Source organism: Frateuria defendens, assembly GCF_001182895.1.
In the GTDB taxonomy this organism is placed as follows: domain Bacteria; phylum Pseudomonadota; class Gammaproteobacteria; order Xanthomonadales; family Rhodanobacteraceae; genus Frateuria_B; species Frateuria_B defendens.
In genome coordinates this window covers 1-21,280 of record NZ_LFQR01000013.1, presented here as the reverse complement: position 1 = coordinate 21,280, position 21,280 = coordinate 1, and the positions used below count along the sequence as shown (strand labels likewise).

Below are 21,280 nucleotides of genomic sequence, written 5' to 3'. Positions count from 1 at the left end.
CGGCGTCGCCGCCGTAGTCGCCGGCGTGGTCGTGGGCCCAGGCCACCGCGCGGGCGGCGTCCCGCATGAAGCCATCCATCTTCACCTTGGGGTATTTGCGGTAGCTGTCGAAAAGGAGTCGGCATCCGGTCGAGCGCCTGGAAGTCGCCGGCGGCCGGTACGGCGTGGACTTCGCCGGGCTCGTGGAAGTCACCGAGAGCACGCTGCTCCAGTACAGCACGCCACCCTGCGCCACCTGGCGGCGATCCGCGCGCTGGGCGCCGGCATCGCCATCGACGACTTCGGCACCGGCTACAGCAACTTCGCCTCGCTGCGGCAGGTGCCGGCCACCAGCCTGAAGATCGACCAGAGCTTCGTGCGCGCGATCGGCGCCAGCCGCCACGACGCGGCGATCGTGCGCGCGATGGCGCACCTCGCGCACGACCTGGGCTTCCGCGTGGTGGCCGAGGGCGTGGAGACGCACGCGATCTACCAGGCGGTGGTCGGCATGGCCTGTCACGAGGCGCAGGGCTATTACATCTCGCCGCCGCTGCGCGCCGACGCGGTGCCGGGCTGGCTGGCGCAGCACCGGGCTACGCTGCCGCTGCGCGACGTTGCAGCGGCCCGCGCGCCGGTGGTTGCCCGCGCACGGCATCCCGGCGCATCCGATTCGCGCATCGACGCGCGCGCGCTCTCACACATGGCGCATGACGCCGGGGATGAGGCGATCGCCCCTCGGCAGCGCAACCCGGCGATGCTTCGCCGTGCATGACGCGGCGGCTGGCGCGGCGACGGCACATCCGCGCGGCCCAGCGCGCCACCGAAGCCCTCCTGCATCGCGCGGCATGACCTGGCGCGACGATCTGCCGCGATCGGCGCCGGGCCGCCGGTTTCCGCGGCGCACAGCGCCACGGCGGCCCCTTTGCCCACCGATGCCGCGAACCGGCCCGAAGTCATTGCTTCGCAACGCTTAATGCAGGCCCTATAAGGGGTCCATATGGACGTCCATACGTCCATGCGTCCGCATCGAAAAATCATTCGACATGGCCGCACACAGCCAGGCGCGGCGCAGCGGATGGCCTGTCAAGGGTGATCTTCGCAGCCCGGCTTGTTAGGGTGATCCGGCTGCGTCGTGTCCGCGCCGCGCAGCTGACTCCCCAGGGGTTGCAACCACTTCCTGCCACCGGCTGCCGCGCATGCGGCGGCCCCAGTAGCGGCTTGCCCCGGCGGGGCGGGCCAGGAGCCATCCATTTGAACACCTCCAACACTACGCCGCCTGCGCGGCGGCACTGGCTTGATATCGTCGGCATTCCGCGCCCGCTCGCCTGGGGCTTCTTCGGCCTGCTGCTCTTCATGATCGGCGACGGTGTCGAGGCGGGTTATCTGGCGCCCTTCCTCGGCGAAGGCGGCGTCTCGCCCGACCATGTCGCACTCACCTTCACCCTCTACGGCATCACGGTGTCGATCTCCTCCTGGCTGTCCGGCGCGCTGTCGGACATATGGGGGCCCAAGCGCGTGATGTGGGCGGGCCTCGCCATCTGGATCGTCTTCGAAGTGCTGTTCCTGCTCTTCGGCGCTGCCACCCACAACTTCCCGGTGATGCTGATCACCTACACCCTGCGCGGCTTCGGCTACCCGCTGTTCGCCTTCGGCTTCCTGGTGTGGATCGCCGCGGCGACGCCGGCCCGGCAGATGGGTTCGGCCGCGGGCTGGTTCTGGTTCGCCTTCGCCGCCGGCCTGCCCACGCTGGGCTCGCTGTTCGCCAGCTTCGCGATCCCCGTCATCGGCCAGCTCGCCACCTTCTGGTGCGCGCTGGGCCTGGTGGCCTGCGGCGGCCTGATCACCCTGTTGTGCACGCACGAGAAATCCGGCCTCAAGCGCCTGGCGCCGGAAGGCCAGAGCCCGCTGGCGACCGTACTGCTCAGCGTGACCATCCTGTGGAAGGAGCCGAAGATCGCCGCCGCCGGCGTGGTGCGCACGATCAACACCGCCTCCGAATACGCCTTCCTGGTGATCATGCCCGGCTTCTTCACCAAGGTGATCGGCTTCAGCCTGCAGCAGTGGCTGCAGCTGCTCTCCGCGCTGGCGGTGAGCAACGTGGTGGTGAACCTGGCCTCCGGCGTGCTGGCGGACAAACTCGGCTACCGCAAGATCATCGGCCTGGGCGGCTGCCTCGGCTCGGCGGTGAGCGTGCTGCTGTTCTACTACATGCCGCTGCACTTCCGCGGCGACTACCCGATCGCGCTACTGTTCGGCGTGTTCTACGGCGCCACCCTGGCCTGCTTCGTGCCGCTGTCCGGCCTGGTGCCGCAGATCGCACCGAAGAACAAGGGCGCGGCGCTGTCGATCCTCGGCCTCGGCGCCGGCGCCAGCACCTGGTTCGGCCCCGGCATCGTGACCGTGTTCGGCGAATCGCTGGGCATCGAGGGCGTGCTGTGGATCTTCAGCGGCCTGTACGTGCTGAGCGGCCTGCTGACCATCTGCCTCACCGTCTCGCCGCAGGCGCGCGCCTACAGCGCACGCCACCACGGGCAGGAGACGGAGGCCGTGCTGGCGCACTAGCGCGCCGCACGGGCGTTGCGCCGCAACGCCTCCGCTTGCCGTACGCCGCCGGTCCTGCCGGCGGTGTTTTTTTGCGCCCGCCGGCTCGCGACGCCGTGGCAGGAGCATGCCTTGCGGGCGACCGGCCTACGCGGCAACGCGGTCGCGCGCGAAGCGCGCTCCTTACGGGAGCGCCGCCTTCGCGGGCGCGCCACGAAGGCGCAAGCAGGCTCTCACGGGCCGGCGCCGCGCAGCTCCGCCGCCATCGCCTCGCGCATCAGGTACTTCTGCACCTTGCCGGTCACCGTCATCGGGAAGGCGTGCACGAAGCGCACGTAGTGCGGCACCTTGAAATAGGCCAGGTGGTGGCGGCAGTAGTCCTGGATCTCCGCCGCGCTCGCCGTGCTGCCCTCGCGCAGTTGCACCCAGGCGCACACCTGCTCGCCGAACTTCAGGTCCGGCACGCCGAACACCTGCACGTCCTGCACCTTGGGGTGGCTGTAGAGGAATTCCTCGATCTCGCGCGGGTAGATGTTCTCGCCGCCGCGGATGATCATGTCCTTGAGCCGGCCGACGATGCGGCAGTAGCCGTCCTCGTCGAGGGTGGCGAGGTCGCCGGTGTGCATCCAGCCGGCCGCGTCCACCACCTCGGCCGTGCGCGCCTCCTCGCCCCAGTAGCCCAGCATCACCGAATAGCCGCGCGTGCACAGCTCGCCCGGCGCGCCGCGCGGCACGATGCGGCCGTGCTCGTCCACCAGCTTCACCTCCAGGTGCGGGTGGATGCGGCCCACGCTGTCCACGCGGCGCTCCAGCGGGTCCTCCGGCACGGTCTGGAAGCTCACCGGGCTGGTCTCGGTCATGCCGTAGGCGATGGTGATCTCGCGCATGTGCATCGCGCTCACCACCCGCCGCATCACCTCGATCGGACACGGTGAGCCGGCCATGATGCCGGTGCGCAGCGAGGAGAGGTCGTACTCGGCGAAGCGCGGATGCTCCAGCTCGGCGATGAACATGGTGGGCACGCCGTGCAGGCCGGTGCAGCGCTCCTCCGCCACCGTGGCCAGGGTGGCCTCGGCGTCGAAGCCCTCGCCGGGGATCACCATGCAGGCGCCGTGGCTCACGCAGGCGAGGTTGCCGAGCACCATGCCGAAGCAATGGTAGAACGGCACCGGGATGCACAGGCGGTCTGCTTCGGTCAGGCGCATCGCCTCACCGATGAAGTAGCCGTTATTGACGATGTTGTGGTGGGTGAGCGTGGCGCCCTTGGGGCTGCCGGTGGTGCCGGAGGTGAACTGGATGTTCACCGGGTCGTCGAAGGACAGCGTGGCCGCCACCTCGCGCAGTCGCGCGTAGGCGGCCGCGTCGGCGAGGCGGGCCAGCGCCGACCACGGGCGGGTGCCGGGCGCAGGCGCCTCGTCCAGCAGGATCACCTCGCGCAGCGCGGGCAGCTTCGCGGCATGCAGCCGGCCCGGCTCGGCCGCCGCCAGCTCCGGCACCAGCTCACCGAGGATCTCCAGGTAATGCGTGGTCTTGAAGCGCCGCGGCAGCACCAGTGCGCGGCAGTCGACCTTGCCCAGCGCGTATGCCAGCTCGTGCACCCGGTAAGCGGGGTTGATATTGACCAAGATCAAGCCGGCCTTGGGCGCGGCGAACTGTAATAGCACCCACTCGGCGCGATTGGGCGCCCAGATGCCGATGCGCTCCCCCGGTTCCAGGCCCAGCGCCAGCAGCGCCGCGGCCACCCGTTCCACCTCGGCGTGGAACTGCCGGTAGGTGAGGCGCACGCCCTGGTCGCGCACCACCAGCGCCGGGCGCTCGGCGTGGGCGGCCGCGATGCGGTCGAGCAGGCCGCCCACCGTGTCGCCCAGCAGCGGCCGGGTGCCGGTGCCGTTTACATAACTGATCGCCGCGCTCAACGTGCTCTCCGCTCTGAACCGGCGGGGATAGTGGCCGCGGCCGGCACCCCATGCAAGGTCCGCGGCGCGCCGGCGTTGCGCGGGGGCTTGCGAATGGCCGTCCAAATGTCCGCATGACATAAGCGCACTTGTCACGAAAAAGCACCAGGCTCTGCACATCTGCTTGACTGCGGGGCACCTACCTTGCATACAGGTGACCGTATGCAATCCGCCGCGTTTCCGCGCCCTCCGCCGGCGCGGAAGCCCCGGACCGCGCACGGCGGCAGGGGGAAGCTTCGGGCGCGCCCCCACGTCGAGACTACCGGCTCGTGCCCGATCGCCTCGGCCTGCAGGTAGACGCATGAACAGCACCATCGGGCAGCATCCGGGCAGTGCAACGCCGTCGCCAGGGCGCCGGCAACGGACCTCGCTGGCCGCCGCACCGCGCGGCCAGCACGCCGCGCGTGGCCCCCGCGAGGCGCGCCGGCGGGTGCTGTTCGTGACCTCCGAGTTGAGCGACTTCGTCAAGGCCGGCGGGCTGGGCGACGTCTCGGCGGCGCTGCCGCGCGCGCTGCGCGACTCGCAGGACGTGCGCGTGCTGCTGCCCGGCTACCGCTCGGTGCTGCGCAGCTGCATGCACATCGACAAGGTCGGCCGGGTGGCCGGCCATGCCGGCCTGCCCGCCTGCGAGATCGGCCTGGTGCAGCGGCCCGACGGCCTGCAGGTGCTGGTGCTGCTGCATCCGGACCTGTACGAGCGCGAGGGCGGCAGCCCCTACGTCGCCGACAATGGCGACGAATGGACAGACAACGCCGTGCGCTTCGCCACCCTCTCGCACGCCGCGGCGGAGATCGCCGCCGGCCGCGCCGGCCTGTCGTGGAAGCCGGATCTGCTGCACCTCAACGACTGGCCGTGCGCGCTGGCCGCCGCCTACCTCGACTGGGAGAACGCCCCCGTCCCCATCCCCAGCGTGCTCACCATCCACAACCTCGCCTACCAGGGCAATTTCCCGCGCCAGCTGCGCGCCGTGCTGGGCCTGCCCGAGCAGGCCGCCGAGGCGGAGATGTACGGCCAGCTGTCGTTCCTGCGCGCCGGGCTCGCCCACGCGGACTACGTCACCACGGTCAGCCACAGCTACGCCGACCAGATCACCCAGCCGCAGTACGGCTGCGGCCTGCACGTGCTGCTGCAGCGGCGCGCCGCCGAGGGCCGGCTGACCGGCATCGTCAACGGCATCGACGCCAGCTGGGACCCGGCCATCGACCCGCACCTGGAGGCCCATTTCTCGCCCGCCGACTGGGAGGAGGGCCGCCGCGCCAACGCCGCCGAGGTGCGCCAGCGCTTCGGCCTGCTGCCCTCGCGCGGGCCGCTGTTCGTGGTGGTCTCGCGCCTGGTGCACCAGAAAGGCCTGGACCTGGTGTGCGAGGTGACCCCGCGCATCGTGGCCGCGGGCGGCCAGCTGGCGGTGATCGGCCGCGGCGAGCCGCTGGTGGAGCAGGCCGTGCAGCGGCTGGCGCGGCGTTTCCCCGGCCGCGTGGGCGCGCACATCGGTTTCGTCGAGACACTGGCGCGGCGCATGTTCGCCGGCGCCGACTTCCTGCTGATGCCCTCGCGCTTCGAACCCTGCGGGCTCAGCCAGATGTACGCCCAGCGCTACGGCTGCCTGCCCATCGCCCACGCCACCGGCGGCCTGGTCGACACCATCGAGGACGGCATCACCGGCCTGCTGTTCGCCGAATCCACCCCCGACAGCCTGCGCCGCTGCCTGCAGCGCGCGTTCCGCATCTACGCCGAGCCCGACCTGCTGCACGCGATGCGCCGCCTGGCGATGCTCGAGCCGCACGGCTGGGACCGCGCCCGGCTGGGCTACGAGGCGCTGTACCAGCAGGCGGCTCCGATCGTCATCGCCGCGGCCTGACCCATGGGCGCCTCGCACGGAAGTCCGCCGCCCGCCCCGCCCCCTGCGCTCGCTCCGCCGCTGGCCGCGCTGCTGGAGGCGCGCAACGCCGATCCGTTCGCCGTGCTCGGCCTGCACCGGCACGGCCGCAAGTGGCTGCTGCGCGCGATCGCGCCCGGCGCGCGCCAGGTCGGCGTGCTCGACGCCGGCGGCCAGTTGCTCGCCGTCGCCGAGCGCGAACACCCCGACGGCCTGTTCCTCGCCACGCTGAAGGCGCGCCCGGAGCACTACCGCCTGCGCATCGACTGGCCGGGCTGGAGCGAGACCGTGGCCGACGCCTACGCCTACGGCCCACTGCTGGAGGAGGCCGACCTGCAAGCCTTCGCCGAGGGCCGCGTGCGACGCCCCGCCGACCTGCTCGGCGCGCACGCGATGGCGCTGGCCGGCGTGGCCGGCGTGCGCTTCGCGGTGTGGGCGCCGAACGCGCGGCGGGTGTCGGTGGTGGGCGACTTCAACCGCTGGGACGGCCGCCGCCACCCGATGCGCCTGCGCCACACCGGCGGCGTGTGGGAGATCTTCGTGCCCGGCGTCGCGCCCGGCGCGCGCTACAAGTTCGAGCTGATCGGCGCCCACGGCGAGCACCTGCCGCTCAAGGCCGACCCGCTGGCCCGGCAGACCGAGCGCCCGCCCGCCGAGGCCTCGGTGGTGGCCGCGCCCTGGCGCTTCGCCTGGCACGACGAGCACTGGCTGGCCAACCGCGCCGCCACGCCGGCGGTGCACGCGCCGATCGCCATCTACGAGGTGCACGCGCTGTCCTGGCAGCGCGACGAGCGCGGCCAGATGCTGGACTGGGACGCCCTCGCCGCGCGGCTGGTGCCCTACGTGCTGGCGCAGGGCTTCACCCACATCGAACTGCTGCCGGTGAGCGAGCACCCCTTCGGCGGCTCCTGGGGCTACCAGCCGCTGGGCATGTACGCGCCCACCGCGCGGCTGGGCCCGCCGGAGGCCTTCGCGCGCTTCGTGGACACCTGCCACGTGGCCGGCATCGGCGTGATCGTGGACTGGGTCAGCGCGCACTTCCCCACCGACGCCCACGGCCTGCAGCGCTTCGACGGCACCGCGCTGTACGAGCACGAGGACCCGCGCAAGGGCTTTCACCTGGACTGGCACACGCTGATCTACAACTACGGCCGCCACGAGGTGGCCGCCTACCTGATCGGCAGCGCGCTGGAATGGATCGAGCGCTTCCACATCGACGGCCTGCGCGTGGACGCGGTGGCCAGCATGCTCTACCTCGACTACAGCCGCGCCGAGGGCGAGTGGCTGCCCAACGTGCACGGCGGCCGCGAGAACCTGGAGGCGGCCGGCTTCCTGCGCGAACTCAACCAGCTCATCGCCCGGGAAACGCCCGGCGTGATGGTGATCGCGGAGGAATCCACCGCCTGGCCCGGCGTCACCGCCGCGATCGCCGACGGCGGGCTGGGCTTCGACTTCAAGTGGAACATGGGCTGGATGCACGACACGCTGGAATACATGCGGCGCGACCCGGTGCACCGGCGCTACCACCACGGCGAGATCGGCTTCGGCCTGGTCTACGCCTTCTCCGAGCGCTTCATCCTGCCGCTCTCCCACGACGAGGTGGTGCACGGCAAGGGCTCGCTGCTGGCGCGCATGCCCGGCGACGACTGGCAGCGCTTCGCCAACCTGCGCGCCTACTTCGGCTTCATGTGGGCGCACCCGGGCAAGAAGCTCCTGTTCATGGGCGGCGAGTTCGCCCAGCGGCGCGAGTGGGACCACGACGGCACGCTGGACTGGCACCTGCTGGAGCACCTGCCCCACCGCGGCATGCAGCGGCTGATCGCCGACCTCAACCGGGTGCTGGTGGAGGAGCCGGCGCTGCACCAGCTCGACCACCGCCCGGAAGGCTTCGCCTGGGTGACGCACGAGGACGCCGCGCACTCGGTGTACGCCTTCCTGCGCTACGCCGAGGAGGCCGCACCGGTACTGGCGGTGTCCAACTTCACCCCCGAACCGCGCCGCGGCTACCGCGTGGGCGTGCCGTGGGGCGGCTACTGGCGCGAGCTGGTCAACACCGACAGCGGCCACTACGGCGGCGCCAACCTCGGCAACGGCGGCGGCGTGCATACCGTGCCGGTGCCCAGCCACGGCCAGTCGCAGTCGCTGGAACTGCTGCTGCCGCCGCTCGCCACCGTGCTGCTGCGGGCGGAGCTGCCGTGAGCGCGCCGCCCGCCCCCGCCTTCGGCGCGGTGCCGGTGGACGCACGCCGCACCCGCTTCCGCCTGTGGGCGCCGCTGGCGCGGCAGGTCGCCCTGCTGCGGGAGGGCCAGCCGCCGCTGCCGATGCAGCGGCAGGACGACGGCAGCCACGAGCTGCTCGCCGAGGCGCCCGCCGGCAGCGCCTACCGCTATCGCCTCGACGGTCACCTGGACGTGCCCGACCCCGCCTCGCGCGCCCAGCGCGGCGACGTCGACGGCTGGAGCCTGGTGGTCGATCCGCGCGCCTGGGCCTGGCGCCACGCCGACTGGCGCGGCCGGCCCTGGCGCGAGGCGGTGATCTGCGAGGTGCACGCGGGCCTCGCCGGCGGCTTCGACGGCCTGCGCGCGCGGCTGCCCGGGCTCGCCGCCGCCGGCTACACCGCGATCGAGCTGATGCCGCTGGCCGAGTTCCCCGGCGCCCGCAACTGGGGCTACGACGGCGTGCTGCCGTATGCGCCCGAATCCGCCTACGGCCCGCCCGAGGCGCTGGCCGCGCTCATCGACGCGGCGCACGGGCTGGGCCTGATGGTCTTGCTCGACGTGGTCTACAACCACTTCGGCCCGGACGGAAATTTCATCCCCCGCTACGCGCCCGGCTTCTTCCGCGACGACATCGCCACGCCCTGGGGCCCGGCGATCGATTTCCGCCAGCCGCCGGTGCGCCGTTTCTTCATCGACAACGCCCGCCAGTGGCTGGCGGACTACCGCTTCGACGGCCTGCGCCTGGACGCGGTGCACACGATCCAGCCGGAGAGCTTCCTGCTCGAGCTGGCGGCCCAGGCGCGCGCCGCCTGCGCCCCCGGCCGCCGCGTGCACCTCATCCTGGAGAACGAGCACAACGCCGCCCGCCTGCTGCGCGGCGGCGCCTTCGACGCGCAGTGGAACGACGACGGCCACAACGCCCTGCACGTGCTGCTCACCGGCGAGCACGAGGGCTACTACGCCGACTACGCCAAACACCCCGTCGCCGCCGTCGCCCGCATGCTGGGCGAGGGCTTTGTGTTCCAGGGCCAGTGCGACCGCCGCGGCCATCCGCGCGGCGAGCCCAGCGGCGACCTGCCGCCGGAGGCCTTCGTGCTGTTCCTGCAGAACCACGACCAGATCGGCAACCGCGCGCTGGGCGAGCGCCTCGCCGCGCTGGTCCCCGCGCCCGCGCTGCAGGCGGCCACCGCGCTGGTGGCGCTGTGCCCGATGACGCCGCTGTTCTTCATGGGCGAGGAATGGGGCAGCCGGGTGCCGTTCTTCTTCTTCACCAGCCACAAGCCCGCGCTGGCCGAGCAGGTGCGCGAGGGCCGGCGGGCCGAGTTCGCCCGCTTCGCCGGCTTCGCCGACCCGGCGCGGCGGGCGGCCATCCCCGACCCCAACGACGCGGCCACCTACGCCGCCTCCGACCCCGAGCGCGACGCCGACGGCCCGCGCGCCGAGGCCTGGCGCGCCTGGTTCGCCGACCTGCTGCGCGTGCGCCGCGAGCACCTGCTGCCGCGCCTGGCCGGGGTGCGCCCGCTCGGCGCCACGGTGCTGGCCGAGGGCGCGCTGGCCGCGCGCTGGCGGCTCGGCGACGGCAGCCTGCTGGAACTGGTGGCCAACCTCGGCGAGCTCGCCCGCGCGGTGCCACCGGCCGCCACCGGCGACACGCTCTACGTATGCAGCCCGGAAACCGGCGCCGCCGCCTGCCATGCCCAGGGCCGCCTGCCCGCGCACACCCTGCTCGCCCGCCTGCTGGCGCCCGGGACGTCGCCATGAACGATCCCCTGCACCGGCTGGCCGACACGGCCGGCCTCGCCGTGCACTGGACCGGCGCCGACGGGATCGAGCGCGAGCTGGACGAGGAAGCCCTGCGCGCCCTGCTCGGCGCGCTCGACCTGCCCGCGGCGAGCACGGCGCAGTGCCGCGAAAGCGCCTGGCGACTGGCCGAGGAAGCCGCCGCCTGGCCCGCCCTGCTCACTGCCGAATCCGGCCTGCCGGTGGCGCTGCCCGGCCGCTGGACGCCGGGCCTCCCGGCCTGCCTGCGCGACGAGCAGGGCGCCAGCCGCGACCTGCGGCTGGACGAGCGCGGCCGCCTGCCCGCCGTCGCCCAGCCCGGCTACTACGCGCTGGAACTCGGCGCCCACACGCTCACCCTCGCGGTGGCCCCGCCGCGCTGCCACGGCCTCGCCGACGCGCTGGAGGAAGCACGCCCGCGCGCCTGGGGCGTGGCCGCCCAGGTCTACGCCCTGCGCCATGCCGGCGACGGTGGCTTGGGCGACGCCGCCGCCACCGCCCTGCTGGCCGAGCAGGTCGCCGCCGCCGGCGGCGATGCGCTCGGCCTCAGCCCGCTGCACGCCACCGCGCCCGTGGTGCACGGCTACAGCCCCTACTCGCCCTCGCACCGCGGCTTCTTCAACACCCTGCTCGGCGCGCCCGCGCTGGTGCTGGGCGAGGATGCGGTGCGCGCCGCGCTCGACCGCAGCGGCCTGGCCGAGCGCTGGGCGCGGCTGGAGGAGGCGCCGCTGATCGACTGGCCCACCGTGGCCACCGCGCGCCAGCAACTGCTGCGCACGCTGCACGCCGGCTTCGCCCAGGCCGCGCCCGCGCTGCGCCAGCGCTACGGCGCCTTCGTGCACGCCGGCGGCGCCGCGCTGCGCGGCCATTGCCTGATCGCCGCGCGCCAGGCCCACGCCGCCGCGCACGACGAGCCGATGGCCTGGCAGCACTGGGACGGCGACTGGCACGGGCCCGACGCCGGCGCCGCGCGCGCCTTCGCCGCCGGGCACGGTCCCGCGCTCGACCTCGAAGCCTTCGCGCAATGGCTCTGCGCGGAGAGCTGGCTGCGCGCGCAGGAGCGCGCCCGCGAGGCCGGCATGCGGCTGGGCCTGATCGCCGACGTCGCGGTCGGCTTCGACCCCGGCGGCAGCGAGGCCTGGCTCCACCGCGCGCACGTGCTCGAAGGCCTGCACCTGGGCGCGCCGCCGGACGCCTTCAACGCGCTGGGGCAGCAGTGGGGCATCACCGGCTATTCGCCGCGCGGGCTGGCGCGGTCCGGCTTCCGCCCGTTCATCCAGCTGCTGCGCGCCAACCTGGCGCTGGGCGGCGGCGTGCGCATCGACCACGTCCTCGGCCTCAACCGGCTGTGGGTGGTGCCGCGCGGGGAGCCGGCCCACCGCGGCGGCTACCTGCACTACCCGCTCGCGGACCTGCTGCGGCTGCTGGCGCTGGAATCCTGGCGCCACCGCGCCATCGTGATCGGCGAGGACCTCGGCACCGTGCCGCCCGCGCTGCGCGCCGAGCTCGCCGCGCGCGGCGTGCTGGGCACCGACGTGCTGCTGTTCGAGCGCGATGCGGAGGGCGACTTCCTGCCGCCCGCGCGCTGGCGCGCCGACGCGGTCGCCACCACCACCACCCACGACCTGCCGCCGCTGGCCGGCTGGCGGCGCGGGCGCGACCTCGACTGGCGTGCCCGCCTGGAAGGCTGGGACGCCACCATCGTGGCCGCCACCCAGGCGCAGCGGCGGCACGAGGTGGACCGGCTGGACGAGGCACTGGGCGCCGCCACCGAGGACGACCTCGACGGCGGCCCGGTGGACCGCGCCGCGATCGGCTTCGTCGCCCGCAGCCCCGCGCCGCTGATGCTGCTGCCGCTGGAGGACGCGCTGGGGCTGGAGGAACAGCCCAACCTCCCCGGCACGACGGACGAGCACCCCAACTGGCGCCGCCGCCAGCCGCCGCTGGTTGGCGCCGCGCCGTTCGACGCCCTGCTGCACTGGCTGGACCGGCAGCGCCGGCAGGATGCCGATGCCTGAGCTACGCGCCACTGCCCGGCTGCAACTGCACCGCGGCTTCGGCTTCGCCGACGCGACGGACCAGGTGCCCTACTACGCCGCGCTCGGCGTCAGCCACCTCTACCTCTCGCCGATCGCCACGGCGCGGTCGGGCTCCGGCCACGGCTACGACGCGATCGACCCCACCCGCATCAACCCCGAGCTGGGCGGCGAGCCCGGCTTCCACGAACTGGTGCGCGCGCTGCGCCGGCACGGCATGGGCTGCCTGCTCGACATCGTGCCCAACCACGTGGCCGCCGACACCGCCAACCCGTGGTGGCGCGACGTGCTGGCGCTCGGCCGCGGCAGCGCCTACGCCGGCCATTTCGACATCGACTGGGACGCCCCCGGCGGCGACGGCCGCCTGCTGCTGCCGGTGCTCGGCGGCGGCCTCGGCGAGGCCCTGCGCGAAGGCACGTTGACGCTGGAGATCGACCCCGACGAACGCGGCCTCGCCTTCGCCCTCGGCGGGCAGCGCTATCCGCTCTCGGCCGCCGGCCTGCGCCGGCTGTTCGCGCACGCCGGGCTCGACGCGCCGCCGCCCGGCGCCGGCCGCGCGGACCTGTGCCGGCGGCTGGAACAGACGCTGGCCTCGCCCGCCCTGCTGCACCTGGAAACGGCGCTGCGCCGCCTCAACGAGGACGCGCGCCGCGGCGGCGCCGCGCTGCGCGAACTGCTCGACCTGCAGCACTACCGCCTGGCGTGGTGGCGGCGCGGCAACGACGAGATCAACTACCGCCGCTTCTTCGACATCGGCGGCCTGGCCGCGCTGCGCGTCGAGCGGCCGGCGGTGTTCGAGGCCGTGCACGCGCTGCCGCTGCGGCTGGTCGCCGAGGGCCTCGTCGACGGCCTGCGCCTGGACCACATCGACGGCCTCGCCGCGCCGGGCCCCTACCTGCGCCGCCTGCGCCGGCGCCTCGATGCGGCCGCGGCGGCACGCCCCACGCCGCTGCATGGCCCGGTGCCGCTGTACGTGGAGAAGATCCTCGCCCACGGCGAGGCCCTGCCCGCCGACTGGCCGGTGGACGGCAGCACCGGCTACGACTTCATGGACCAGGCCGCCGCCGTGCTGCACGACGGCGCCGGCGAAGCGCCGCTGCGCCTCGCCTGGGCCGCATGCGCCGACGAGGCCGGCTTCGCCCGCACCGCGCGGCAGGCCCGCCGCGAACTGCTCGCCGGCGGCCTGCACGCCGAGCACGCCGCCTGCACCCGCGCCTGGCACGCCCTGGCCCGCGGCGAGGCGGACGGCGCCGAGTTCAGCGCCCACGCGCTCGGCCGTGCCCTGACCGAAGTGCTGGAACAGCTGCACGTCTACCGCAGCTACCTCGGCCCCGCCGCACCCACGCTCGGCGACCGCGCGGCACTTGACCACGCCCTGGCCGCCGCCGCGCGCCACGGCGACCCCGACCTCGCCGAAGCGCGCAGCTGGCTGCGCCGCCAGCTGCTCGAACGCACGCTGCGCGGCGCGCCGCCGGGCCCGCCACGCATACGCCTGCGCGAGGCCCGCCGGCGCTTCGAGCAACTCGCCGCGCCGCTCAACGCCAAAGCGGTGGAGGACACCGCCTTCTACCGCTACGGCGTGCTGCTCTCGCGCAACGAGGTGGGCGCGGACCCGCGCCACGTCGCGCTGTCACCGGTGGCCTTCCACGAGACCGTGCAGCGACGCGCCGCGCGCTTCCCGCACGCCCTGCTCGCCACCGCCACCCACGACCACAAGCGCGGCGAGGACACCCGCGCCCGCCTCGCCGTGCTCAGCGAACGCGCGGACTGGTTCGCCGAGCACGCCGCCGACTGGATCGCGCGGCTACACGCGATCGCCGCGGTGGACCCGGCCGACCTGTGGATGCTGCTGCAGACCCTGCTCGCCGCCTGGCCGCTGGAGCTCGACGCGGACGACGCGCCCGGCCTCGCCGCCTACGCCGGGCGCCTGGCCGCCTGGCAGCTCAAGGCGCTGCGCGAGGGCAAGCGGCGCAGCCGCTGGACCACACCCGACGCGGTGTACGAGACGGCGTGCCGCGCGCTGCTCGATACCCTGTTCGCCACGCCCGGATTCGCCCCGCTGCGCCGCGAGCTGGCCGCCGCCGCGCGCAGCCTGGACGCGCCCGGCGCACTCAACGGCCTGGCGCAGTGCACGCTGCGCCTCACCGTGCCCGGCGTGCCGGACCTCTACCAGGGCACCGAGCGCTGGGACCTGTCGCTGGTCGACCCGGACAACCGCCGCCCGGTGGACTACGCGCTGCGCCGCGCCGGCCCGCCGCCGGACGCCGACCCCGCCGCGCTGCTGCGCGGCTACCGCAGCGGCGCGATCAAGCAATGGCTGATCGCTCGCCTGCTCGGCGCCCGCCACCGCCACCCCGCGCTGTTCGCCGAAGGCGGCTACACGCCGCTCGCGCTGCACGGGCGCCATGCCGCGCGGGCGCTGGCCTTCGCGCGCCGCCACGGCGACGAGCACTGGCTGGTGGTGGTGCCGCGCCTCGTCGCGCCCCTGCTGACGGCCTGCGAGCTGCCGCAGGTGCCGCCCGCCGCCTGGGCGGACACCGCGCTGGCGCTGCCCGACGACGTGCCCTGCACCTGGCGCGAGCTATGCACCGGTAGCGTCCGCCACGGCGGCGCGGGCTCGCTCGCGCTCGGCCATCTGCTCGAACGCTGGCCTTTGGCCGTGCTGCGGCGCGAAACTGGCATCGCGTGATGTTAGGCATTCGCCAACTGACACGGACGAGACCATCATGACCGACCGCGAAGAACGCATACGGCAGCTTGCCCATCGCATCTGGGAGTCGGAAGGCCGGCCCGCGGGCCAGGCGCAGCGCCACTGGCGCATGGCAGAGAAGCTGGTGGACATCGAACCCGCCGCCCCGTCCCGGACGCCTCCGGCCCCGCCGCGCCCGGACGCCGCCGCGCCGCCGCCCAAGCCGCGCCGGACCCGCAAATCATGATCCCGCCTCTTGCCCTGCAAGGAGCCCCACCCCGTGAGTCCGGTGCCCCTGACCGACGCCGCGCCCCGCCCGGCGCATCCACCCTCCCGCGTGCGCGAGGGCCTGCCGTTTCCACTCGGCGCCACCTGGGACGGGCTCGGCGTCAACTTCGCGCTGTTCTCCGCCCACGCCACCCGTGTCGAACTGTGCCTGTTCGACGCCGACGGCCGCGAGACCGAGCGCATCGCGCTGCCCGAATACACCGATGAGGTCTGGCACGGCTACCTGCCCGACGCGCGCCCCGGCCAGGTCTACGGCTACCGCGTGCACGGCCCCTACGAGCCGGACGCCGGCCACCGCTTCAACCCCAACAAGCTGCTGCTCGACCCCTACGCCAAGCAGATCGTCGGCGAGCTGACCTGGCACGACGCGCTGTTCGGCTACGTGCTCGGCCACAAGGACGCCGACCTCAGCTTCGACAAGCGCGACAGCGCGCCCTACATGCCCAAGTCGCGGGTGATCGACCCCGTCTTCACCTGGGGCCACGACCGCCACCCGCGCATCGGCTGGGACCGCACGGTGATCTACGAGACCCACGTGCGCGGCTACACCATGCGCCACCCACGCGTGCCGCCGCGGCTGCGCGGCTGCTTCTCCGGGCTGATGGTGCAGGAGGTGGTGGACTACATCCGCTCGCTCGGCGTCACCGCGGTGGAGCTGATGCCGATCCACGCCTTCGTCGACGACAAGCACTTGCTCGACCTGGGCCTGCGCAACTACTGGGGCTACAACAGCCTCGGCTACTTCGCGCCGCACCCGCGCTACATGGCCACGCCCACCGTGGCCGAGTTCAAGGAGATGGTGGCGCACTTCCACGAGGCGGAGCTGGAGGTGCTGCTGGACGTGGTCTACAACCACACCGCCGAGGGCAACCAGCTCGGCCCCACGCTGTCGCTGCGCGGCATCGACAACGCGAGCTACTACCGCCTCGCCGACGACCGCCGCCACTACATCAACGACACCGGCACCGGCAACACGCTCAACCTCAGCCACTCGCGCGTGCTGCAGCTGGTCACCGACTCGCTGCGCTACTGGGCCACCGAGATGCGCGTGGACGGCTTCCGCTTCGACCTCGCCACCATCCTCGGCCGCGAGCCGCACGGCTTCGACCAGGGCGGCGGCTTCCTCGACGCCTGCCGGCAGGACCCGGTGCTCAGCCAGCTCAAGCTGATCGCCGAGCCCTGGGACCTCGGCCCCGGCGGCTACCAGGTGGGCGGCTTCCCGCCCGGCTGGGCCGAGTGGAACGACCGCTTCCGCGACACCGCACGCGCCTTCTGGCGCGGCGACGAGGGCAGCCTGGCCGACTTCGCCACCCGCCTCACCGGCTCGGCCGACCTGTTCGACCGGCGCGGGCGGCGGCCGTTCGCCTCGATCAACTTCGTCACCGCGCACGACGGCTTCACCCTCAACGACCTGGTCAGCTACGAACACAAGCACAACGAGGCCAACGGCGAGGACAACCAGGACGGCTCCGACCACAACCTGAGCTGGAACCACGGCGTGGAGGGCCCCACCGAGAACCGCACCATCGACGCCCTGCGCCGGCAGCAGATGCGCAACCTGCTCGCCACGCTGCTGCTGGCCCAGGGCACGCCGATGCTGCTGGCGGGCGACGAGTTCGCCCGCACCCAGCTCGGCAACAACAACGCCTACTGCCAGGACAACGAGATCACCTGGATCGACTGGCAGGGCGCCGTCCAGGCCGCCGACCTCACCGACTTCGTGCGCCGCCTGATCACCTTGCGCCAGCACTACCCGCTGCTGCGCCGAGGCCGCTTCTTCAAGGGCCTGTACGACGAGGAGTTCGAGATCCGCGACGTGAGCTGGCTCACCCCCGAGGGCGAGCTGATGGACGAATCGCACTGGCACGACCCGCAGCGGCACGCCCTGGGCATGCTGCTGGACGGCCGCGCCCAGCCCACCGGCCTGCGCCGGCCCGGCGCGGAAACCACCCTGCTGCTGCTGGCGAACGCGGGCGACGAGCCGGTGGACTTCGTGCTGCCGGCGCTGCCCGGCCACCAGAGCTGGAAGCAGCTCATCACCACCGGCAAGATCCGCCGCGACCTGCCGCGCAGCCTGGCCGGCGGCGAGTCGCTGCCGCTGGCGCCGCACGCGCTGACCCTGATGCGCAGCGACCACCGCACCGTGCGCCCGCGGGCGGGGATGGATTCGCCGGAGATCTGAAGCACTTCGCCCCGCGTGCGGCCCGGCGCGGCGCCCAGGCGGATGGGCCGCAACGCGCATTCCGGCCGCCCCGCGCCGCGCCTCGCCCAGCAGGCCGCCACCGGACTTATCCACAACTTGTTGGGTTGACCCCACCCGGTCAGCCCGATATGTTGTGCCCGTCGGTGCCCGACCCGATGCGGCTATCGGTCGGGCTTAAAAGGGAATCCGGTGCGAATCCGGAACTGCCCCGCAGCGGTAAGCGGAAACGAAACCTGCCACATGCACTGGGTCGCAGCGCCTGGGAAGCGGCGGGAAGTAGGTGGGCCAAGGCCCGCGTCCGCAAAGTCCGAAGACCTGCCGGCACGTCGGGCCCAGAGGCCGGCGTCGCGTCCGCTGAGACGCGGCGGTCCGAACCTCGAAGCCGCCCGGCGCGGGTGACCGCTTCCGCGGGGAGGCGCGTCGCGTGCGGACCCTTGCGTCCGCCGTGCGCGCCTCGCCATGAAAGCCCAGCCCATCAGGCCCCTGCGCGCGGGAGCAGGCGTTTGAGTTTTCGGAAGCGTCGCGCCCGGTCCACCCCTTACGAACCGGCGCGGCGTCTTCCACCTTGGGAGACCGCCATGGACCCGTTCGACACCGCCACTCGCGAGCGCACCGCCGCGCCCGCCACCTCCACCGCGCCCGAAGCGCCCGAAGCGCCCGAAGCGCCCGAAGCGCCCGACGCGGGCGGCCCCGGCTTCGCCCTCACCCCGCCGCACAACCCGGCCCAGATGCGCGTGACCAAGCGCAACGGCGGCCAGGAAGCGGTGGACGTCAACAAGATCGTGCGCGCGGTGACGCGCAGCAGCGAGGGCCTGCATGCCGTCGACCCGATGCGCGTGGCGCTCAAGACCATCGGCGGCCTCTACGACGGCGCCACCACGGCCGAGCTGGACCAGCTCTCCATCCGCACCGCCGCCGCGCTCACCGCGGAGGAGCCCGAGTACGGCCAGCTCGCCGCGCGACTGCTGTCGGCCTTCATCGACAAGGAAGTGAGCGGGCAGGAGATCCAGAGCTTCTCGCAGTCCATCGCGCGCGGCGCGGAGCTTGGCATCCTCAACGGGCGCTTGCGCGACTTCGTGGCCGCCAACGCGCGCAAGCTCAACGATGCCATCGACCCGCTGGCCTCGCGCCGCTTCGAGTACTTCGGCCTGCGCACGGTGTACGACCGCTACCTGCTGCGCCACCCCAAGCTGCGCCACGTGATCGAGACGCCGCAGTACTTCTTCATGCGCATCGCCTGCGCGCTGGGCGGCAACGACATCGGCGAGACGCTGGAGCTCTACCGCATGCTCTCGGCGCTGGAATACCTGGCCAGCTCGCCCACCCTGTTCAACGCCGGCACCGCGCACGAGCAGCTCTCCTCCTGCTTCCTGCTCGACTCGCCCACCGACTCGCTCGAATCCATCTACGACAAGTACGCCGACGTCGCCAAGCTCAGCAAGTTCGCCGGCGGCATCGGCCTGGCCTACTCGCGCGTGCGCTCGCGCGGCTCGCTGATCCGCGGCACCAACGGCCACTCCAACGGCCTGGTGCCGTGGCTGAAGACGCTGGACGCCTCGGTGGCCGCGGTGAACCAGGGCGGCAAGCGCAAGGGCGCGGCCTGCGTGTACCTGGAGCCCTGGCACGCGGACATCGAGGAGTTCCTGGAACTGCGCGACAACACCGGCGACGAGGCGCGCCGCACGCACAACCTCAACCTCGCCAACTGGATCCCCGACGAGTTCATGCGCCGGGTGGAGCGCGACGGCGACTGGTCGCTGTTCGACCCCAAGGCCGTGCCGCACTTCGTGGACAGCTGGGGCGAGGCCTTTGACGCCGCCTACGCCCGCGCCGAGGCCGAGGGCCTGGCGGTGAAGAAGGTCAAGGCGCGCGAGCTCTACGCCCGCATGCTGCGCACCCTGGCCCAGACCGGCAACGGCTGGATGACCTTCAAGGACCGCGCCAACGCCACCAGCAACCAGACGGCCAGACCTGAGAACGTCATCCACCTCTCCAACCTGTGCACCGAGATCCTCGAGGTCACCACCGCCGACGAGACAGCGGTGTGCAACCTGGGCTCGATCAACCTCGCCCGCCACGTGGCGGTGGAGGCCGACGGCCGCGCCCGCTTCGACTTCGACAAGCTCGCCGGCACGGTGCGCGCCGCGGTGCGCCAGCTCGACCGCGTGATCGACCTCAACTTCTACCCCATCGCCACCGCCGCCACCGCCAATGCCAAGTGGCGCCCGGTGGGCCTGGGCGTGATGGGCCTGCAGGACGTGTGCTTCAAGCTGCGGCTGCCGTTCGACTCGGCCGAGGCGCTGGCGCTCTCCACCCGCATCGCCGAGGAGATCTACTTCCACGCGCTGTCGCAGTCCAACGCGCTGGCCGAGCAGTTCGGCGCGCATCCTGGCTTCGCCGAGAGCCGCGCGGCGCAGGGCGAGTTGCAGTTCGACTACTGGCCCAGCGCCACGCCGCACGAGGCGGCGCGCTGGGAGGCGCTGCGCGAGGCGATCGAGGCCCGGGGCCTGCGCAACTCGCTGCTGATCGCCATCGCGCCCACCGCCACCATCGCCTCCATCGCCGGCTGCTACGAGTGCATCGAGCCGCAGGTCTCCAACCTGTTCAAGCGCGAGACGCTCTCGGGCGACTTCCTGGTGGTCAACCGCTACCTGGTGGAGGAGCTGAAGACCTTGGGCCTGTGGACGGCCGAGGTCCGCGACGCGATCAAGCTGGCCGAGGGCTCCATCCAGGGCATCGAGGCCATCCCCGCCCGCCTGCGCACCATCTACCGCACCGTGTGGGAGCTGCCGCAGAAGGCGCTGATCGACCTCGCCGCCGCGCGCGGCGCCTACATCGACCAGAGCCAGTCGCTCAACCTATTCATGGAGAGCCCCAACATCGGCCAGCTGTCCTCCATGTACATGTACGCCTGGAAGGCGGGGGTGAAGACCACCTACTACCTGCGCTCGCGCCCGGCCACGCGCATCGCCAAGACCACGGTGGCGACGGGCAAGGCCACCCCGAGCGCGCCGGCGCCCGCCGACCAGGGCAAGCTCGACCAGGACCAGGCCAGCGCCGCCGTGTTCTGCTCGCTGGAGAACCCGGAGTACTGCGAAGCTTGCCAGTAGCGCCATCCCGTCATCCCAGCGAAAGCTGGGATCCAGCGCCTTGTCGTCCCCAACGAAAGCCGCCGGGTTCCAGCTTCCGCTGGAACGACGGCGAGGGATGAGAGGCATCGAGGGAAACGGGCAGGCGGCTTACGCGCAACGCTCAACCGCGGATGTCCGCATAAAGATCACGCCAATACGGATTGGACTTCTCGATGAGCTCGATCTTCCAGGCACGCCGCCACGCCTTGAGCGCCTTCTCGCGCCCGATCGCCGACGCCATCGCCTCGTGCAACTCGAACCAGACCAGCGCATGCACCCGATAACGCTTGGTAAATCCGTCGACGCAGTCATTCCGATGCTGCCAGACCCGCTTCGGCAGATCCGAGGTCACGCCGATATAGAGCGTGCCGTTGCGCCGACTGGCAAGGATATAGACGCAAGGCTGGCGGTTGTGCATGGCGGCGGCGAGCTTATTGACGAGAGGCCATCGATGCTCGAACGAACGCCATCTATCGCCAATCACCCGAGACCGCTACGCCTCGTCATCCCGATCAGCACCGGGCATCAGTGTCTTCCTACATCCCTCAAGGCAAGGCGCTGGGTGCCAGCTTGCGCTGGCATGA

The 21,280-nt window shown here is 72.7% G+C and carries 12 protein-coding genes, 1 pseudogene and 1 riboswitch; of the genes and pseudogenes, 10 read left to right on the top strand and 3 right to left on the bottom strand.

Annotated elements, in window-relative coordinates:
* Window positions 1-382: pseudogene (locus tag ACH65_RS20705) on the bottom strand (hypothetical protein); the annotation flags it as partial.
* Here ACH65_RS20705 and ACH65_RS02845 point away from each other — a divergent pair.
* Complete coding sequence (locus ACH65_RS02845; protein ID WP_237561421.1) at window positions 266-751, top strand: EAL domain-containing protein; 486 nt, start codon at window positions 266-268, stop codon at window positions 749-751. The pseudogene ACH65_RS20705 and the gene ACH65_RS02845 sit on opposite strands and share 117 nt — an antisense overlap.
* A gap of 479 nt (window positions 752-1,230) precedes the next feature.
* On the top strand, window positions 1,231-2,541 hold the full coding sequence (locus tag ACH65_RS02840) for an MFS transporter (RefSeq protein WP_049621065.1): 1,311 nt from the start codon (window positions 1,231-1,233) through the stop codon (window positions 2,539-2,541).
* A gap of 212 nt (window positions 2,542-2,753) precedes the next feature.
* On the opposite strand, the gene ACH65_RS02835 is transcribed toward ACH65_RS02840, so the two are convergent.
* On the bottom strand, window positions 2,754-4,436 hold the full coding sequence (locus tag ACH65_RS02835; protein ID WP_049621064.1) for an AMP-binding protein: 1,683 nt from the start codon (window positions 4,434-4,436) through the stop codon (window positions 2,754-2,756).
* Window positions 4,437-4,776: 340 nt separating this feature from the next.
* Here ACH65_RS02835 and glgA point away from each other — a divergent pair, with 340 nt between their 5' ends.
* From glgA to ACH65_RS02800, 8 genes are all read left to right on the top strand, one after another.
* On the top strand, window positions 4,777-6,333 hold the full coding sequence (gene glgA, locus ACH65_RS02830; protein WP_049621063.1) for a glycogen synthase GlgA: 1,557 nt from the start codon (window positions 4,777-4,779) through the stop codon (window positions 6,331-6,333).
* Window positions 6,334-6,336: 3 nt separating this feature from the next.
* Complete coding sequence (gene glgB, locus ACH65_RS02825) at window positions 6,337-8,550, top strand: 1,4-alpha-glucan branching protein GlgB (protein ID WP_082190111.1); 2,214 nt, start codon at window positions 6,337-6,339, stop codon at window positions 8,548-8,550.
* The gene (gene treZ / locus ACH65_RS02820; protein ID WP_049621062.1) at window positions 8,547-10,331 is read left to right on the top strand and encodes a malto-oligosyltrehalose trehalohydrolase; all 1,785 of its coding nucleotides are present in this window, start codon (window positions 8,547-8,549) and stop codon (window positions 10,329-10,331) included. The genes glgB and treZ overlap by 4 nt, the downstream gene beginning before the upstream one ends.
* On the top strand, window positions 10,328-12,367 hold the full coding sequence (gene malQ / locus ACH65_RS02815; RefSeq protein ID WP_049621061.1) for a 4-alpha-glucanotransferase: 2,040 nt from the start codon (window positions 10,328-10,330) through the stop codon (window positions 12,365-12,367). The genes treZ and malQ overlap by 4 nt, the downstream gene beginning before the upstream one ends.
* Window positions 12,360-15,074 (top strand): malto-oligosyltrehalose synthase, encoded by a 2,715-nt coding sequence (gene treY, locus ACH65_RS02810; RefSeq protein WP_049621060.1) that lies wholly within the window; start codon window positions 12,360-12,362, stop codon window positions 15,072-15,074. The genes malQ and treY overlap by 8 nt, the downstream gene beginning before the upstream one ends.
* Window positions 15,075-15,111: 37 nt before the next feature.
* On the top strand, window positions 15,112-15,321 hold the full coding sequence (locus tag ACH65_RS18730) for a DUF2934 domain-containing protein (RefSeq protein WP_082190110.1): 210 nt from the start codon (window positions 15,112-15,114) through the stop codon (window positions 15,319-15,321).
* Window positions 15,322-15,369: 48 nt separating this feature from the next.
* Entirely contained in the window at window positions 15,370-17,544 is a 2,175-nt protein-coding gene (gene glgX, locus ACH65_RS02805; protein ID WP_049621068.1) for a glycogen debranching protein GlgX, read from the top strand.
* 145 nt (window positions 17,545-17,689) lie between these two features.
* Window positions 17,690-17,902: riboswitch (cobalamin riboswitch) on the top strand.
* A 241-nt stretch (window positions 17,903-18,143) separates the two neighbouring features.
* Window positions 18,144-20,675, top strand: coding sequence for a ribonucleoside-diphosphate reductase subunit alpha (locus ACH65_RS02800; protein ID WP_049621059.1), 2,532 nt, complete (start codon window positions 18,144-18,146; stop codon window positions 20,673-20,675).
* 142 nt (window positions 20,676-20,817) lie between these two features.
* Here the strand turns inward: ACH65_RS02800 and ACH65_RS02795 are convergent, their stop codons facing one another.
* The gene (locus ACH65_RS02795; RefSeq protein WP_049621058.1) at window positions 20,818-21,114 is read right to left on the bottom strand and encodes a GIY-YIG nuclease family protein; all 297 of its coding nucleotides are present in this window, start codon (window positions 21,112-21,114) and stop codon (window positions 20,818-20,820) included.
* Window positions 21,115-21,280: the final 166 nt, after the last annotated feature.